Below are 15729 nucleotides of genomic sequence, written 5' to 3'. Positions count from 1 at the left end.
CACAACGCCTCAGTGGCGGGGCTCGTCCTCGACGGCGGCCAGCATGATGATCATGGCGAGACGCTTGCGACCGTCGTTCAGGTCCAGCGGAACGAGCTCGTCCATCTTGCGCAGCCGGTTGCGCACGGTGTTGGGATGCACTCCGAGCTGCTCGGCGGCCAGGGCCAGGTCGCCCTGGCTCATCAGCCAGGCCCGCAACGTGGCCACGAAGCGGGTGCCGTGACCGGTGTCGTGCCGCATCAGCGTGCTCACCGGCCCGCGGGCCGGAGTCCGGCCGGTACGCGCCGCCGCCCGCAGCCGCCGCAGCAGGATGTCGTCCCAGGACTCGTCGTAGGCGGGCGGGACGGCGCCGGGCCCGGCGCTCTCGTGCAGCGCCAGGCACTCGTCGGCCTCCTGGCGGGCGGCGGGCAGTTCGGCGACCTCGGCGGGTGCGCCGATCCCGGCCACGACGCGTACCTGAGCGGGCAGTTCGCGGTGGAGGGCCGTGATCCACTGCCGGGCCGCGTCGGCCTGCTCGGCCAGCAGGATGGTGTAGAGCGTGTCGCCGAGCAGCGCGCTGCGGCCGGGCCTGGACCAGCCGAAACCGGTGGTCGCCTGCTCGAAGGCCAGCAGCAGCGCGGCGTGGCGATCAGGGGTGTGCGCGCGTACGGCGATGACCCGCATCGGCTGCGGCGACAGCCCCAGCCGGCTGATCACCGTCTCGGCGTCGGAGCTGCCCTCCAGCAGCCGGATGACCAGGTCCGACTCCACCTGCCGCTCCAGGTCGGCGCTGGCCCGCGACCGCAGCAGGTGCAGGGCGACGGTGCGCGCGCCGTCCGCCAGCGCGCGGAGATGAGCGCCGGTCAACGGGCGTTCGCAGGTCACCCACACCCAGCCGAGCAGCTCGCGGCCGGCCCGCGCCGCCACCGCCATCCGCCCGGTCAGGCCGTGCTCGGCATCGGCGGGCACGAACACCGGCTCGTCCGCCGCGGCCAGCCGGGCGAACACCCCCCTCTGCTGGAACAGCTCGCGCAGCCGGTCGGGGACGCGCCGGGCGAGGATGGTCTCCAACCGCGCCGGGTCGCCCGCCTGCTGGGAGCGGGAGTAGGCCAGCACCCGCGAGTGCCGGTCCTCGATGGTCACCGCCCCGCCGATGACGTCGGCCAGGCTGTCGGCCAGCGCGAACAGGTCGGTCGGGCCACGCCCGGAGGCGGTCTCACGGCTCTCCAGCACCAGCCCGTACACCACGCCGGCGAGCTGGCTCCACGACACGGCGGGGTCGGCCAGCAGGACGGCCACCCCGTGCCGGTCGCCGAGCTCGGCGGCGTCCCGCTCGACCTCCGCGCCGCTGCCGGCCGGGCGGACCAGGACCGCCGTGGCCCGGGACGCGGCGGCCCACCGCACCGCCTCGGCGATCGAGGCGGTGCCGACGGCCAGGAGCAGGTCGCCGGCGGCGTGGCGACCGGTGGCATCGGGCATCGCCACGCTGCGCAGCCAGGCCGAACGTGCCTCGGGACGGCCGCACAGCCGCACGCCGTACCCGCCGAGCACGTTCACCAGGCGGTCCAATGTGATCATGTTCAAACTCCGGTCGGCGAGAGGGAGCGGGCGCCCCGCTCCCTCTCGCGGTGTCAGGCGGCCTCGTGCCGCCGCTGGCAGTCGATGCAGTTGCGGGCCAGCGGCCGGACCTTGAGCCGTTCGAACGGGATGGCCGCCTGGCAGGCGGCGCAGCGGCCGTAGGTGCCCGCCACCAGCCTGTCGTAGGCCTGGGACAGCTCGGCGACGGCGCGCTCGGCGGCGGTGATCGAGATGACCAGCTCCTGCCACGTGCCGTCGGCGCCGCTGCCCTCCTGCTCCTGCACCCGCAGCCCGTCCAGGTGCCGCCTGCGCTGCTCCAGCTGCTCCTGCAGGTCCTGGCGCAGCGACTGGAGCTGCACGCTGCTGAGGTGGGTGGTCTCGTGGTTGTCGGTCATGATGGAAGGTCCTTTCTGGGAAGGGAATACGTCAGCGGGCGCGCAGGCCGAGGCCGTCGGCCAGAGCCGGCTGCAGGCACAGGCGCATCAGGCCGCGGATGGTGGCGTGCTGCGGCTGGGGCGCCACGTCGATCGGCAGCCGCAGCGCGGCGCGCAGGCGGCTCAGCAGCTGCTCCTGACGAGCGCCGCCGCCGGTGACCACCAAGCCCCGGGAGCGCGAGGCCGTCGGCAGGCGGCGCAGCAGGCCCGCCGTCATGTCGACGACGCTCTCCAGCGCGTACGGCGGCAGCCCCGCGGCGGTGGTGGCGCCGAGCTGGAGGGAGACCGCGTCGACGGCGGCCCCGCCACCGATGGCCACGGCCTCGACGATGCCCGCCCCCACGTCCAGCACCAGGCAGGGCCGGGGATCGAGGACGTCCAGGCCCGCGCCGACGGCGGCGGCCAGCGGCTCCTCCACCAGCGTCACCTCGCACCCGGCGATCTCGGACACCGCGGCGTGGACCGCCCGGCGATCGCTCGGCGACGCCGCGATCGGCACCCCGGTCAGGACCAGCGCCGGCGGCCGGCCGTCGTAGTGCCGGATGTCCCGCAACACCAGGCGCACCAGCCGAAGGCAGGCGCCCGGGTCGGCCACCATGCCGTGCCGGATGGGCCGCACCACCTCCGCCACGCCGGAGGCTCGCCCCGTGATCACCGACGGCCGGTCGGCGATGGCGTGCCCGCTCAGGGCCAGCGATCGGGTACGCGCGGTGCCCAGGTCGAGCGCCACCACGCGCCGCGTCGGGCTCATCCCGCGCTCCCACGTGCCGCCGGGCTGGGCCCGCGCAAGCGCGCCGGCCATGGATGGACGCGCACGGATGCAACAAACGGCATGACGATGATCAGCTCCTAGCTGACGACGAGGGAAAGGCGGCATGGGGAGGCGATCCTTGTCGCTTCTCCTGCCGCAGGGACGGTCGTCAGACGTCTCCAGGCGCGACGGCACGCGGGTGCGAACGGTCCGGGCGTGGGCGCGCGGTCAGATTCCACAGCGCGCGGTCAGGCTCCGCGGCGCGCGTCGGCGTACGGTCAGGCTCTGCGGCGCGTGTGGCCGCAGAGCCTGACGGGGAAGACGTCGGCTAGGTGAGCGGCGGGCTGCGCGATCCCGCGGTGCGGTGCGCCAGCTGCTGAGGGTCGCGGAGCGTGTCCGCGTCCGAGCCCGGTGACGGGAGCAGCGCCAGATGGGCGAGCTCGGCGCGGCGCTCGCCGCGCAGCGGTGGCCACAGGGACAGTACGTGGTGCTCGCGGACGCCACTCGCCTGCGGCGGCAGGCTGGACAGGTCGGCGTCCCCTCCGCCCGGGCTCCACACCGGGCCGGAGACCGCCCCCTGCACGACGGGGCCGCTCGCTCTGCCCGAAGCGCTGGTCAGCGACAGCGACAGTGCCACCAGGGACAGCAGGACCAGGACCATCACGCCGATGAACGCGATGGACCCTTGTGGTGTTCTCCACGGTCCCGTCATAGGGCCGACCATAGCCCACACCACCAGAAAAGGCATGCCCGGCGATCGCCGGCGTGCGCGATCAGCCGCCGCTGCCGCCCTCGCGGTCCGGGAGCGGCAGCCGGTCGACCGTCGCCAGGATTTCGCGCATCCGGCGATGCCTTCGGCGGGGCCGGGGCTCGTGCGCCTGGGGCGGGAGCCGGCCCAGCGCCTTCTTGTGGCGGCGCATGCCACCGAAATACCAGGTCATCCCCTCGCGGTCGCGAGGGAGCCGGAGTCGATGACCGGCCAGATCTCGGCCACCTTGCCGTTCTCCATGCGGAAGATGACGCAGGCGCGCACCTCCAGCGGCTTGCCGGTGGGCGGGAACCCGAAGAAGTCTCCCGTGTGCGTGCCCCGTAACGTCCACCGGCTGGCCACCCGGTCGCCTTCGGCGATCAGGTCCTCGATGTCGAAGCGCAGGTCGGGCAGCGCCGAGCGCAGGTAGCGGGCGATCTGTCTGAGCGCTTCGGGGCCGGCGGCCCCGCCGCCCCGGGGCGCGAAGCCGGGGCCGACGATCTCGTCGGCGACGTCGAGGTCGCCGGCGTTGAGCACCTCGTCGTAGAAGCGCCTGATGACATCCTTCATGGTGCCGTCCTTCCGATAGGCTAGTTGCTAGAGAACCATATCTCTAGTTTTCCTAAACACTTGGGACGCTAAGGAGTTTGGATGGCGATGTCAAGGCGTGCCGAGCTCGTGACGCAGTTGCTCGACGCGCTGCGCCGTACCAACGCGCTGTCGGTGGCGATGAGCCAGGGCGCCGCGGAGCGGATCGGCGTCAACACCACCGACCTGCACTGCCTCAACCTGCTCAGCGACGGCCCGCTGACGGCGAGCGAGCTGGCCAGGCGGGCGGGCATCACGACCGCGTCCGTCACCGGGGTGATCGACCGGCTGGAGGCGGTGGGATACGTACGGCGCGAGCGCGACAGCGTCGACCGCCGCAAGGTCGTGGTGACGCTCCAGATCCAGGAGGCCGCGCAGGTGATCGGCCCGGTGTTCGCCCCGTTCGTACGGGCGTGGCGCGGCGCGCTGGACGGCTACACCGACGAGCAGCTGGAGCTGATCGCCGATTTCCTGGGCAGGACGGAGGAGGTCTTCCAGTCAGAGGTCGGGCGCATGCGCGCCGAGTGACATCGGTCTCCTCCCCTGGTGACGCGCCTGCCGCGACGCAAAAAACGCGTTGCCGTGAAAACCCTCGCAACGTATGGTTTTGCGCTCGTGATCGCAGTCGTGGAGCGAGTCCTGCCCGCCCGGCTAGGGACAGGATTCCGGTGGTTGCTGGCCTCGAGCTGGCTGACAAATCTCGGTGACGGGGTCGCGGCCGCCGCGGGCCCCCTGCTGATCGCGACGTTGACCCGCGATCCGCTGATGATCTCACTGTCGGCCCTGGTGGGCTGGGCGCCGCCGCTGATGTTCAGCCTGTACGCGGGCGTGCTGTCGGATCGCCACAACCGGCGCAGGATCGTGCTCGTCGCGAACGCCGTACGGGCCGTGGTGTTGGCGGCCCTCGTCACCCTCATGGTGACCGGCACCGTGACCGTGGCGACGGCGCTGGTGGCGCTCACGCTCCGGTCCATCGCCGAGGTCTTCGCCGACAACGCGACGGCCACGCTGACGCCCATGATGGTCGGCAAGGACGATCTCGTCATCGCCAACGCCCGGCTGGGCACGGGATTCATCACGCTCAACCAGCTCGCCGGGCCGCCGATCGGCGCGGCACTGTTCGGCCTGGGGTTGACCTGGCCGTTCGCGAGCCAGCTGCTCCTCGTGATGGCGGGGATCGTCCTGGTCTCCCGGATCACGCTGCCACCGCACGGCCGGCAGGACGACGATCCGAGGCCGAACACCGTACGGGAGCTCATCGCCGGGTTCAGCTGGACCATCCAGCACGCGGCGGTCCGCACGCTGGCGCTCACCATCCTGATCTTCAACTTCACGTTCGGCGCGGCCTGGTCGGTTCTCGTCCTCTACACCCAGGAGCAGCTCGGCCTCGGCGCCATGGGCTTCGGCCTGATGACCACCATCGGCGGGATCGGCGGCCTGATCGGCACCGGCCTGTACGGGGCCATCACCAGCAAGGTGAGCCTGGGCGCCCTGATGCGGATCGGACTCGTCATCGAGACGTTCACCCACCTGGGCCTGGCACTGACCCATTCGCCGTGGGTCGCCGGAGGCATCTTCCTGGCCTTCGGCGCGCACGCGTTCATCTGGGGCACGACCTCGGTCACCGTCCGCCAGCGCGCGGTCCCGCGCGAGCTCCAGGGCCGGGTGGGCAGCGTCAATGCCATCTGCGTCTACGCCGGTCTGGTGGTCGGCTCGCTGATCGGCGGTGTCCTGGCCACCCGCTTCGGTGTCGCGGCGCCCTTCTGGTTCGCCTTCGCCGGTTCCGCGGTGTTCGTGGTGCTGCTGTGGCGGCAGCTCATGCTCATCGCCCACGACGACTGAGCTGTTCGGCGAGAGTGGATCACCGAACAGGCGGATCCGCGCTCAGCGGGGACGAGAACGGCTGGACTCAGTACGAATACGGCTGGATCTCCTACAGCGGCTGATCACGGGCGCCGGTGGCGAACCGTCCCCGGGGATGCCGCCACCCACTACAGCTTTTCGCGATCGAGCGCCGCTCGGATCTGACTGAGCCACTCTCGGCCCAACTGGCGCCCGTTCGGGAGTTGATCGCCTCGATCCCAGCGCCACGATGTGATCATCGCCAGTACGAGGATCCGGCACTGGCGCAGCAACTCCTGATCGACACCCGGATAGTTTTCGCCGACTTCTTCGGGCGCGTGGGCGAGGTCGAATTCGACGGGCCCGCGGCAACACGTCTCAAAGTCTATGAACAGCGGCCCGTTCTTCGTGGCGAGCACGTTGCCCGGGTGCGGCTCGCCGTGCAGCAGCTGCTCGGCGCCGCCGCGCTCGCCGATCGCCCGTCTCAGGCTTCGTAACGTGTCGCCGAGCAGCTCCCGGTCCGCGTCGGCGAGCGCCGGAGTGCGGTCGCGGTTCGCCACGAGTCGCTGAGCCTGCTCGACCCGATCCGTGAAGTGCGGTGTCGGGACATCGAGCCCGCGCATGCCGGCGTGCAGCCGCTCGAGCGCGTCGGCGTAGCCGGCCGGTGAGACCTCGTGAGGTGTCACGGGTTCGTAGTAAGTCCACAGCGTGACCACGAAACCGTCACGTTCATGGACGCGCGGTTCCACTCGAGGCTCGAGAGCGGCCACAGGGCACCCCGACTCGGCGAGCCGCTGAGCAAGATCGACTTCGAACTGTGCGACCTGCTGCCCTACAGGTGCCACCCGGGCCAGGACGTCACACGGCAGCAGGCGCAGAGTGAGCTTGTTCGAGTCATGAAGAACGATCGCGTCGTCGAACGTCAGGGCGAGTGACGAGGCGATCGACGTGGCCGCGGCCACCGCCCGCGCGACCTCTGACGCCTGCATCGTGGCCTGACCCCTCTCCCTTGAACGCTGCCGCCGCACTCTCCCAGCGGTGCCACCCAGGCACCGTACCAAGGCTGCGGCGCCGGCTTCCGTCATAGGCCCGTGATCATGTGGCTGAGCGCTCCAGATGGCGGGAATCACCCCCTGAAATGCTGGGTCACCACAGCCGATCGTGACGAGACGCCGCTAGTTGGCTTCCAGAACGAAGAACAGGAAGCTCAGGAACCTCGTGCCGGTGATCTCGCGGAACTCCTCGGGGAACAGTTCGCGGGCTTCCGGCACGAACGGCGGTTCGCTGATGACGCTGATGCGAAAGCCAGCCGCGGTGAAGGCTTCGGTCATCGCGTGCAGCGGCCGGTCCCAGAAGCTCATCTGGGCAGTCTGCCCACCCATGGTCCATTCTTCGGTCCGGTTACGGATTCCGAAATAGCTGGCCTTTTCCCCGGCCATGCGACGCATGAGGGTGATCACGAAAGGATGATCGACCGAGACGAGGAGGCGTCCGCCAGGCCTCAGCACGCGTCGCAGCTCGGCCAGCGTCGGTCCCCAGTCTTCCAGGTAGTGCAGCACCAGGGACGCGATGACGTCGTCGAACGCGCCGTCGGGAAAGGGCAGCGGGCTACCCAGGTCGGCGACCCGCAGATCCGCGTCGGCGCCCAGCCGCCGGCGGGCCAGCTCCAGCATCCCGGCACTCGCGTCGATGCCGGTCACAATGGCACCTCGATCACGCAGCGCGGCGAACAGGGGACCCGAGCCGCAGCCGGCGTCGAGGATCCGCCGGCCGGTCACGTCCCCGGCGAGCTCCAGCATCGCGGGCCGCTCGTAGTACGCGTTCGCGAGGCTCGTCTCGTTCTCGGCCGCGTACCCCTCGGCGATCATGTCGTAGGCGTTGAAGGGGGAGGGATGTGCGGTCTCAACGTGATCTTCGGGCATGGTAGGCATGCGGGCCATTTTGGCCCACCCCTCACGGATTGCGCAGACATACAGCCCGTTGGCCATGGCTGAGCGCACACCGTCGTGGGCGGTGCCGCAGCCGCAGTGTGCGTGCGCGAAGTACGAGACTTGAGCGCCCGGGGGTGAGGCCCTCCGAACACAGATACGTATGGACACGGTGAGTAATAGAGTCGATACTCATCGTGTCAGCACCTTTGCCCTCCGTGATCAGACCACCACTCTCAGTGCGCGCATTCGCCGGCGTGCCGTGCTGCCCGGAGTCGTGGCCGTCAGGGGCAGGACAGAAGGAGAACGATGCAGTCGAAGTGGTTCCTGACCATCCCCCTCACCGTCCTCACGGCGGGGGCGTGCCTGACGGCGACCGCCGTCGCCAGCCAGGCGTCCGCACCGGCCCCGGCGGCCGCCCGCCCATCGGCTCTGCCATCCGGCTACCAGCTCGTCACCCTGCCCAACGCCAACGTCCCCAACTTCCAACGCCGCACGCTCTTCTGCCCCGGCAGCAAGAGGGTCCTCGGCGGCGGCGCCGAGGCCCGCGGCAACAGGGCGATCCTGGTCGGGTCGTTCCCCACCGATGACGGCCGCGGCTGGATCGGCATAGGCCGCCAGGACGGCTACAACGACGTCGGCATCAGCGTCTTCGCCATCTGCGCCGACTGACATCCGGCTCGCCTGGCCCCGGTCGCCCGTCGGCCGGGGCCGGCCCATGCCTGGGGCCGGGCGGCGAGTGACAGCGTTTCCTGGGCATATGCCGCGTTCCTCTAGGCTGCTTGTGATGAAACAGGTCACGGGCACCCGGGAGGAAGCGCCGTCCATGAACGTGCCAGCCGGCGATACCGGGGCATCATGGGCGGTGGACGGCGCGCGGCTGGGCCGCCTGCCCGACCTTTCCGACGCGGGAGCGTACGTGGTGGATGACCGCGGGCGGATCGTGGAGGTCGCCGCCCAGGCCGAACAGCTGCTGGGCCGCCCCGCCGAGGAGTTGCTGGGCCGGGACGCCCATGACCTGCTGCACCGCGGCAAGTACGGCGAGACCCTGCCGCGCAGCCGGTGCGCGATGCGCCGGCCCCTCATCGTGGGCGGCAGCGCGCAGGGCGAAGGGGAATGGTTCGAGCGCGGCGACGGCCTGCTGATGCGGGTCTCCTGGATGGTCACCCCCTGCCGGCTCGACGAGGGCGGGACGGGAGCGCTGGTGATCTTCCACGAGACCCCGTCCCCCACGCCCGCCCCGCATGAGGCGGACGGCGCCGCGGCCTCGATGTCGCAGCTCGACCGGCTGGCCCTGCTCGCGGAGACGACCACGACGCTCACCTCCAGCCTGGACGTGGACGAGACGCTGCGCCAGCTCGTACGCCTGGTCCTGCCGCTGCTGGCGGACTGGGTGGTGATCGACCTGCTCACCGAGGACGGCGGGGTGTCGCGCGCCTCCGTCGTCCACTTCGAGGACGGTCTCCTGACGTACCGGGACGACCTGGAGGGGCCGATGCCGCCCGTTCCCCAGGAGTCGCCGATGCCCCTGTCGCGGGCGCTGCGCGGAGTCACCGCCACGCTCGTGACCCCGGAGACCTACCATGGGCATCCCGACTCGGGCATCGCCGTCGCCCAGCAGGAGCTGTTCCGGGTGACGGGCATGCATTCGGCGTGCATCGCGCCGATCCGCGGGGTGCGGGACGTGGTCGGGGCCCTGACGCTGGGACGTTCCGGGCAGCCGGCGGCGTTCACGACCGCCGACCTGCTGCTGGTGGAGGACATCGCCCGCCGGGCCGGCCTGGCGCTGGACAACGCCCGCCTGTACGAGCGGCAACGGCGGGTCGCCGAGACCATGCAGCGCCACCTGCTCCCCCATCTGCCGTCGGTGCCCGGGCTGGAGATGAACGCCTCCTACCGGCCCGCGCCCCGCGCCTCGCAGGTCGGCGGCGACTGGTACGACTCCTTCGTCCTGCCCGACGGCGCCACCGCCCTGGTGATCGGCGACGTGGTCGGCCACGACCTGGACGCCGCCGCCGGCATGGCGCAGGTCTGCAACATGCTGCGCGCCTACGCCGGCGCGAGCGAGGATCCGCCCAGCGTCATCGTGGACCGGCTGGACCAGGCGGTGGCCCGCATGGCGCAGACCACGATGGCCACCGCCGTCCTCGCCCGGCTGGAGCGCCGCGACGACGGCGGATGGCTGCTGCGCTGGACCAACGCGGGCCACCCGCCACCGCTGCTGGTGGAGCGGGACGGGCGGACGCGCTACCTGGAGGAGGGGCAGGACCTGCTCCTGGGCACCGGCATCCCCACCGTCCGCGCCGACGCCACCGCCGACCTGCCGCCTCTGTCCACGCTGGTGCTCTACACCGACGGCCTGATCGAGTCGCCGACCCGGACGCTGGACGAAGGGATGTCCCGGCTGGCCCGGCACGCCGCCTCGATGGCCCACCGGCCCGTCACCTTGCTGGGCGACGTCCTCATCGACCGCGTCCGCCCCACGGACAACGACGACGACGTCGCCCTGCTCACGGTGCGCATCCCGGCCCACCCCTGAGACCGGATCCTCCGGGACCGCCGCCTGTCACGAGCACGCGGAGAACGCGCAGGGCATGCCGTGCCCCTCCCCGTGCTGCTTTAGTCGCCCGGAGACAGACCAAGGTCGGATGCCCGCGCGGGCACGCCGTCCGTAGCTTCAGGCCCATGACACAAGTGCGCACGCCGCTCGCCGGCCGGGTCCACGAGATCGACGTGGTGCGCGGTTTCGCGCTCGCGGGCATCCTGGTGGCCAACATCGGCTTCTTCGCCGACCCCGGCTACGCGATCAACGGCACCATGCCCATCCCCGACGGGCCCGTGGCCACGGTCATCACCGCCCTCGTGCTGACCAAGTTCTACATCATCTTCTCGTTCCTGTTCGGCTACTCGTTCACGCTGCAGATGCGCTCGGCGGAGCGGGCGGGCGCGAGCGTGCGGGCCAGGACGCTGCGCAGGTGCCTGGGCCTGTTCGTGATCGGCCTGGCGCACGGGATCCTGCTGTGGATCGGGGACATCCTCACCCTGTACGCCATGCTCGGCCTGCTCCTGCTCGCGCTGCGCGGCATCAGGCCGAAGACCGCCGTCGTGACCGGATCGGTCATCGTCGGCGTGCTGGCCCTGCTGTGGGCCGGCCTGGCGTGGCTGTCCACCCTCGACCCGGCGGCCGGCCAGGCCCCGGTGGCCGACGTCGCGGCGGCGGCCCGCACGCTGGCCCTGGCCACCGGCAGCCCGCTCGACGTGCTGACCCTGCAACTGGAGCTCTACCCGCCGCTCGTCGCGATGGTCTGGATCTTCCAGGGGCCGATGGCGCTGGCCATGTTCCTGTTCGGGCTGGCAGCGGGCAAGGCCAGGCTGCTGGAGGAGACCGAGCGGTGGTGGCATCTCGCGCCGCGCATCCAGTGGATCGGCTTCGGCCTCGGCCTGCCCGGCGGGATCCTGCTCGCGCTGACGGCCGGCGCGGGAGGCACGTGGGAGCTGGCCGGCGCGACGGTGTCCACAGTGACCTCGATCCTGCTGGCCGCCGCGTACGTGGTGACCCTGCTGCGGGTGATCCGGCGCTTCCCCGCCGCCGGGCGCGCGCTGTCCCCCGCGGGCCGGGTGGCGGCCTCCAACTATGTCGGGCAGTCGGTGCTGTGCTGCCTGGTCTTCACCGGGTACGGCCTGGCGCTGGCGGGCAAGCTGTCGCCGCTCGCCGTGATGGGCGTGGCCCTGGTGATCTACACGGTCCTGCTCTGGCTGAGCGCGCGCTGGCTACGTACGCACCGCTACGGACCGGTCGAGTACGTCCTGCGCCGCGTCACCAACTGGGCCTGATGAGCCGCAGACGCGAACCGCACGGTGACGGCCAAGCCGCCTTCGGGGCGGGCGCCGGCCGTGAGGGTGGCGTGGTGAGCCTCGGCGACGGCGTTGACGATGGCGAGGCCGAGACCGTAGCCGTCGCCCCGGCCGTTTCGATCGGGCGCCAGTTTCTGGAAGGGCTGGAAGAGGCGCTGGAGCTGGTCGCCGGGGATGACCGGGCCGCTGTTGGCGACCGTGAGGACCACTTCCTCGCCGGAGGTCTCAGCGGTGACCTTCACGTGCCCGCCCGCGTGGTTGTGGCGGACGGCGTTGTCGATGAGGTTGGCGACGAGGCTCTCGATCAGTCTCGGGTCCCCGGCCGTCACCGCGGGGGTGAGGTGTTCGGCCAGGTCGACGCCCGCCTCTGCCGCCAGGTGGCGGCGGGAGGCGAGCACGCCTCCGACCACGTGGGCGAGGTCGAGGGTGTCCCAGCGGGTGACGCCGCGCTCGCTGGTGGCCAGGGCGAGCAGCGCTTCGACGAGCCGTTCCTGGTGTCCGCCGAGAGCGAGGGCCTCCTCGCAGGCCGCGCGCAGGCTGCCGGCGTCGGCATCGGGGTCGGCGAGGGCGACTTCGAGGAGGGTACGCAGGCCGGCCAGGGGGGTGCGCAGCTCGTGGGAGGCGTTGGCGACGAAGTGCCGCTGGGCGTCGAAGGACGCTTGCAGGCGGGCGAACAGGTCGTCGAGGGTGTGGCCGAGTTCGGTCAGCTCGTCCATGGGCTCGCCGAGGTCGAGGCGCCGGTGGAGGTTTCCGGCGGAGATGACCCTGGCGGTGGCGGTGATCGCGCGCAGCGGGTGCAGGAACCGGCCGGCGACGTACCAGCCGAGAGCCAGGGCCACGGGGATGAGGATGACCAGGGCGACGGCGGATCCCATGAGGAGCTGGGGCAGGCCGATCCCGGACCCGGTCCCGGTGATCACGCCCGGTGAGGGGCCGTCCACGGGCTTGGCCGCGTGGATGCCGACGAGCGGCACGTCGACGAGTATGAGCACGAAGACCCCGGCGGCGTAGATGCCCGCCGCGTAGGCGAGCGCGAGCCGCGTCTGCAGGGATCTTCTGGCGAGTTGCGGGGAGGTCATGACGGTCCGATGCGGTAGCCGCCTTCGCGGACGGTCTCGATCACGGGCGGGTCGCCGAGCTTGGCCCGTAGCCGGTGCATGGTGTGCTTGACGGCGCTGCTGAAGGGGTCGGCGGCCTCGTCCCAGACGCGTTCGAGCAGTTCCTCGGCGGAGATGACCACGCCGGGCACGGCGAGCAGGCATTCGAGCAGGGCGAACTCCCTGGGGCTCAGCTCGAGCCGCCGGCCGGCCCGGAACGCGCTGCGGCGGGCCGGATCGAGGGTGATGTCGCCGCAGGCCAGGGTGGGCGGCAGCGGCGGGGTGGCGCGGCGGGCCAGGGCACGGACGCGGGCGACCAGCTCGGCGAACGCGAACGGCTTGGGCAGGTAGTCGTCGGCCCCGAGGCTGAGCCCGTCGACGCGGTCCTCGATCGTGCCGGAGGCGGTGAGCATCAGTACGCGGGTCTCACAGCGGCCGTGGGCCAGCCGCCGGCAGATCTCGTCCCCGTGGACGCCGGGCAGGTCCCGGTCGAGGACCACCACGTCGTAGCGGGTGGCGGCCAGGCGGTCGAGGGCCTCGGTCCCGTCCAGGACGACGTCGACGGCCATGCCCTCGCGGCGCAGCCCCGTTCCGATGGAGCGGGCGAGGACCTCGAAGTCTTCGACGACGAGGACCCTCACCGCCGCTCACCGCCGGTGGACGTGCGGGCGCAGCGGCCGGACCGGCCGGCGGGTCGAGGTGCCATGGCTCAACGATGCCAGATCCCCGGTTCCAGCCAGGTCGCAGCGGCTGCGACCCGGCTGGGACCGGGTGCCGCGTACAACCGTCGGCATGAGTTCATTCGGGCATGATCGTTTTCCTCAGTTGCTGCGCGCGGAGTGGACCAGGTTCCGGAGCGCGCGCGGCTGGGCGCTCGCCATGGCGGCCTCCGTGCTGGTCACCGTGTCGCTCGGACTGCTGGTCGCCGGGGGCGCCCGCACCACCTGCGTGACCGGGAAGGGCGAAGGGCCCTGCCCCGCGCCGCTGGTGGGACCCGATGGCACGGCGGTGAGAGACAAGTACTACTTCGTGCACCAGCCGCTCAAGGGGAACGGCAGCATCACCGCCCGCGTATCGGACATGACCGGGCAGGTCCGGCTGCCGGACGCCGTACCCGGGGTGCGCAACGTCCAGGAGGGAGTGGTGCCGTGGGCGAAGGCCGGGCTCCTCGTCAGGCAGAGCCTCCAGCAGGGCACACCGTACGCGGCCGTCATGCTCACCGGGGCACACGGCGTGCGGATGCAGTACAACTACACCCACGACGTCCCCGGCGGCCCCCACAACGGCCCGCAGTGGCTGCGGCTGACCAGGTCGGGCGACACCGTCACCGGCTACGAGTCGGACGACGGCAAGACGTGGACCGAGGTCAGCACGGTCGAGCTGACCGGGCTGCCGGAGACGGTCGAGATCGGGCTGTTCGCCACCTCGCCGGGCGCCCTGTGGGACATGGCGAAGGCCTTCGCCCAGGCCACGGCCACGTTCGACCGGATCACGGTGCAGGGCGCGAACGGTTCGTGGCGCCGCGACGACGTCGGCGTCTCCCTGGAGTCCGACGGCAGGACCCCGCATCACCCGGGCGGGGTCGTCGAGTCCGGCGACAAGCTCATCGTGACCGGCGGCGGTGACATCGGGCCCGCCACGGTGGAGGGCGGTCTGCGCGCCGACCTCATGCTGATCGGCGGGGCCATAGGGCTGATCCCGGTGCTCGTGGGGGCGGTCACGTTCGTCACGGCGGACCGCCGGCGCGGGCTGTTCGGGACGAGCCCGCCGGTCGCACTGCTGGCGGCCAAGGCCGTGGTGATCGGCGCGGTCGCGTTCGTGACGGGGCTGGTGACCTCAGGGGTCGTGATTCCTGCCGGCCTGGCGATGTTGCGCGCCAACCAGAACCCGATCCAGCCGATCACCCTGCAGACCGAGCTGCGGGTGATCGCCGGCTACGCGGCGCTGACCGCGGCCGCCGCCGTACTGGCTCTGGGCCTGGCCGCGCTGGTCAAGCGGGCCGTCGTCGCCATCGGGCTGGCCATCGCGCTGGTCGTCGTGCCCTACCTGCTGGCTACCGCGGGCCTGGCGCCATGGCTGCTGATGATCACCCCGGCCGCCGGGTTCGCGATCACGCAGAGCGTCCCGACGTTCGCGCACGTGGACGTGGACCCGTCACTGCTCGGGGGCTACTACCCGCTCCCGCCGTGGGCAGGGCTGGCCGTGACCTGCGGCTATGCGGCCATCGCCCTCGGTGCGGCGATCGCCGCCGGACGTCGGCGGTCATGACGGCGTGCCGGTCGGATTCTCGGCCAGCACACAGGCGACGGGCGGGTCGAGTTCGAGGGTTTCGACCCGGAAATGGGTGAAGCCCGCCAGGGTGAGCAGGTCCTGGAGCTCTTGGGCGGCCCGGACGGTGGTGTCCCGGGTGGCGCCGGGGCAGCGCGGCTGGCTGACGAGCGCGATGCGTCCCGCGGGGCGGAGCAGGTGGCGCAGCTCACGAAGCCGCGCCACCGGGTCGGGCCAGAACCCCACGGAGTTGACGGCGAGGATGGCATCGAGCGGATCGCCGAAGTCCGGCAGCTCCTCCACGGAGGCGCGCGTGAGGTGGACGCGGTTCGCGCGGACGGCGGCGGCGTTGCGGCGGGCGGCCTGCCGGAGCATGGCCTGCGAGTGGTCGACGCCGAAGACGTGGCCCCGGGTGGCGCGGCGGGCGAACTCGGCGATGGCGACGCCGGGACCGAAGCCGATCTCCAGCACCCGGTCGGTGGGGCGCACGTCCAGCAGCTTCACCGCCCAGATGTTGCGCTGCCGGTTGGAGGGGCGATGAGCGAACATCTGGCCGATCGCCCATCCGACGACGCCCCGGGGGTGATGGGCCTGGCGCACCAGTCTTCTGAGCGCGCGTTGCTTGAGAGAGGTACCTGCTGTCTGCATGATCGCCAGTCAA

At 71.7% G+C, this 15729-nt stretch carries 17 protein-coding genes; 6 read left to right on the top strand and 11 right to left on the bottom strand.

Features of this window, described 5'->3' with window-relative positions:
- Window positions 1–9: 9 nt before the first annotated feature.
- The 6 genes from H4W80_RS03995 to H4W80_RS03970 all read right to left on the bottom strand — a co-directional run bounded on the left by H4W80_RS03995 (window position 10) and on the right by H4W80_RS03970 (window position 4060).
- Entirely contained in the window at window positions 10–1557 is a 1548-nt protein-coding gene (locus tag H4W80_RS03995; RefSeq protein ID WP_192783820.1) for a PucR family transcriptional regulator, read from the bottom strand.
- Window positions 1558–1610: 53 nt separating this feature from the next.
- The gene (locus H4W80_RS03990; RefSeq protein ID WP_192783819.1) at window positions 1611–1952 is read right to left on the bottom strand and encodes a TraR/DksA family transcriptional regulator; all 342 of its coding nucleotides are present in this window, start codon (window positions 1950–1952) and stop codon (window positions 1611–1613) included.
- Between the two features lie 31 nt (window positions 1953–1983).
- Window positions 1984–2793: a rod shape-determining protein gene (locus H4W80_RS03985; protein ID WP_192783818.1), complete on the bottom strand. Its 810-nt coding sequence runs from the start codon at window positions 2791–2793 to the stop codon at window positions 1984–1986.
- Between the two features lie 277 nt (window positions 2794–3070).
- A complete protein-coding gene (locus H4W80_RS03980; RefSeq protein ID WP_192783817.1) occupies window positions 3071–3454 on the bottom strand; it encodes a hypothetical protein in 384 nt (127 codons plus the stop codon).
- Between the two features lie 61 nt (window positions 3455–3515).
- Window positions 3516–3683, bottom strand: coding sequence for a hypothetical protein (locus H4W80_RS03975; protein ID WP_192783816.1), 168 nt, complete (start codon window positions 3681–3683; stop codon window positions 3516–3518).
- Window positions 3680–4060 (bottom strand): ester cyclase, encoded by a 381-nt coding sequence (locus H4W80_RS03970; protein WP_192783815.1) that lies wholly within the window; start codon window positions 4058–4060, stop codon window positions 3680–3682. The genes H4W80_RS03975 and H4W80_RS03970 overlap by 4 nt, the downstream gene beginning before the upstream one ends.
- A gap of 81 nt (window positions 4061–4141) precedes the next feature.
- Between H4W80_RS03970 and H4W80_RS03965 the strand changes: the two genes are divergently transcribed.
- Window positions 4142–4606, top strand: a complete 465-nt coding sequence (locus H4W80_RS03965; protein WP_192783814.1) for a MarR family winged helix-turn-helix transcriptional regulator — start codon at window positions 4142–4144, stop codon at window positions 4604–4606.
- 87 nt (window positions 4607–4693) lie between these two features.
- A complete protein-coding gene (locus tag H4W80_RS03960) occupies window positions 4694–5920 on the top strand; it encodes an MFS transporter (RefSeq protein ID WP_192783813.1) in 1227 nt (408 codons plus the stop codon).
- Between the two features lie 149 nt (window positions 5921–6069).
- Here the strand turns inward: H4W80_RS03960 and H4W80_RS03955 are convergent, their stop codons facing one another.
- Both H4W80_RS03955 and H4W80_RS03950 read right to left on the bottom strand, forming a co-directional pair.
- Complete coding sequence (locus H4W80_RS03955) at window positions 6070–6909, bottom strand: phosphotransferase enzyme family protein (protein ID WP_192783812.1); 840 nt, start codon at window positions 6907–6909, stop codon at window positions 6070–6072.
- A 186-nt stretch (window positions 6910–7095) separates the two neighbouring features.
- Entirely contained in the window at window positions 7096–7860 is a 765-nt protein-coding gene (locus H4W80_RS03950) for a class I SAM-dependent methyltransferase (RefSeq protein ID WP_192793257.1), read from the bottom strand.
- A 297-nt stretch (window positions 7861–8157) separates the two neighbouring features.
- On the opposite strand from H4W80_RS03950, the gene H4W80_RS03945 reads away from it, so the two are divergent.
- The 3 genes from H4W80_RS03945 to H4W80_RS03935 all read left to right on the top strand — a co-directional run bounded on the left by H4W80_RS03945 (window position 8158) and on the right by H4W80_RS03935 (window position 11682).
- The gene (locus H4W80_RS03945; protein WP_192783811.1) at window positions 8158–8520 is read left to right on the top strand and encodes a hypothetical protein; all 363 of its coding nucleotides are present in this window, start codon (window positions 8158–8160) and stop codon (window positions 8518–8520) included.
- Between the two features lie 115 nt (window positions 8521–8635).
- Window positions 8636–10387 (top strand): SpoIIE family protein phosphatase, encoded by a 1752-nt coding sequence (locus H4W80_RS03940; protein WP_225963222.1) that lies wholly within the window; start codon window positions 8636–8638, stop codon window positions 10385–10387.
- Window positions 10388–10533: 146 nt separating this feature from the next.
- On the top strand, window positions 10534–11682 hold the full coding sequence (locus H4W80_RS03935) for a DUF418 domain-containing protein (protein WP_192783810.1): 1149 nt from the start codon (window positions 10534–10536) through the stop codon (window positions 11680–11682).
- On the opposite strand, the gene H4W80_RS03930 is transcribed toward H4W80_RS03935, so the two are convergent.
- Both H4W80_RS03930 and H4W80_RS03925 read right to left on the bottom strand, forming a co-directional pair.
- Window positions 11634–12782, bottom strand: a complete 1149-nt coding sequence (locus H4W80_RS03930) for a sensor histidine kinase (RefSeq protein ID WP_192783809.1) — start codon at window positions 12780–12782, stop codon at window positions 11634–11636. The two genes, H4W80_RS03935 and H4W80_RS03930, sit on opposite strands and share 49 nt — an antisense overlap.
- On the bottom strand, window positions 12779–13441 hold the full coding sequence (locus tag H4W80_RS03925; RefSeq protein WP_192783808.1) for a response regulator transcription factor: 663 nt from the start codon (window positions 13439–13441) through the stop codon (window positions 12779–12781). Before H4W80_RS03925 ends, H4W80_RS03930 begins: the two co-directional genes overlap by 4 nt.
- A 151-nt stretch (window positions 13442–13592) precedes the next feature.
- Between H4W80_RS03925 and H4W80_RS03920 the strand changes: the two genes are divergently transcribed.
- Window positions 13593–15068 carry a DUF1349 domain-containing protein gene (locus H4W80_RS03920; RefSeq protein WP_192783807.1) on the top strand — a complete coding sequence of 492 codons (1476 nt, stop codon included), beginning with the start codon at window positions 13593–13595 and terminating at the stop codon, window positions 15066–15068.
- On the opposite strand, the gene H4W80_RS03915 is transcribed toward H4W80_RS03920, so the two are convergent.
- Entirely contained in the window at window positions 15063–15716 is a 654-nt protein-coding gene (locus H4W80_RS03915; RefSeq protein ID WP_192783806.1) for a class I SAM-dependent methyltransferase, read from the bottom strand. The genes H4W80_RS03920 and H4W80_RS03915 overlap by 6 nt on opposite strands.
- Window positions 15717–15729: the final 13 nt, after the last annotated feature.

The organism is Nonomuraea angiospora (genome assembly GCF_014873145.1).
GTDB lineage: Bacteria > Actinomycetota > Actinomycetes > Streptosporangiales > Streptosporangiaceae > Nonomuraea > Nonomuraea angiospora.
Note: the sequence above shows the minus strand (reverse complement) of the source record. Positions and strands in the feature narration are given on the sequence as shown.

Excerpts from the sequence above, each read along its gene's own strand:
- H4W80_RS03915 (WP_192783806.1), bottom strand. The coding sequence starts at position 15,716 with ATGCAGACAGCAGGTACCTCTCTCAAGCAACGCGCGCTCAGAAGACTG.
- H4W80_RS03920 (WP_192783807.1), top strand. The coding sequence starts at position 13,593 with ATGAGTTCATTCGGGCATGATCGTTTTCCTCAGTTGCTGCGCGCGGAG.
- H4W80_RS03935 (WP_192783810.1), top strand. The coding sequence starts at position 10,534 with ATGACACAAGTGCGCACGCCGCTCGCCGGCCGGGTCCACGAGATCGAC.
- H4W80_RS03970 (WP_192783815.1), bottom strand. The coding sequence starts at position 4,060 with ATGAAGGATGTCATCAGGCGCTTCTACGACGAGGTGCTCAACGCCGGC.
- H4W80_RS03965 (WP_192783814.1), top strand. The coding sequence starts at position 4,142 with ATGGCGATGTCAAGGCGTGCCGAGCTCGTGACGCAGTTGCTCGACGCG.
- H4W80_RS03980 (WP_192783817.1), bottom strand. The coding sequence starts at position 3,454 with ATGACGGGACCGTGGAGAACACCACAAGGGTCCATCGCGTTCATCGGC.
- H4W80_RS03995 (WP_192783820.1), bottom strand. The coding sequence starts at position 1,557 with ATGATCACATTGGACCGCCTGGTGAACGTGCTCGGCGGGTACGGCGTG.
- H4W80_RS03950 (WP_192793257.1), bottom strand. The coding sequence starts at position 7,860 with ATGGCCCGCATGCCTACCATGCCCGAAGATCACGTTGAGACCGCACAT.
- H4W80_RS03975 (WP_192783816.1), bottom strand. The coding sequence starts at position 3,683 with ATGACCTGGTATTTCGGTGGCATGCGCCGCCACAAGAAGGCGCTGGGC.
- H4W80_RS03930 (WP_192783809.1), bottom strand. The coding sequence starts at position 12,782 with ATGACCTCCCCGCAACTCGCCAGAAGATCCCTGCAGACGCGGCTCGCG.
- H4W80_RS03955 (WP_192783812.1), bottom strand. The coding sequence starts at position 6,909 with ATGCAGGCGTCAGAGGTCGCGCGGGCGGTGGCCGCGGCCACGTCGATC.
- H4W80_RS03945 (WP_192783811.1), top strand. The coding sequence starts at position 8,158 with ATGCAGTCGAAGTGGTTCCTGACCATCCCCCTCACCGTCCTCACGGCG.
- H4W80_RS03985 (WP_192783818.1), bottom strand. The coding sequence starts at position 2,793 with ATGGCCGGCGCGCTTGCGCGGGCCCAGCCCGGCGGCACGTGGGAGCGC.
- H4W80_RS03940 (WP_225963222.1), top strand. The coding sequence starts at position 8,636 with ATGAAACAGGTCACGGGCACCCGGGAGGAAGCGCCGTCCATGAACGTG.
- H4W80_RS03990 (WP_192783819.1), bottom strand. The coding sequence starts at position 1,952 with ATGACCGACAACCACGAGACCACCCACCTCAGCAGCGTGCAGCTCCAG.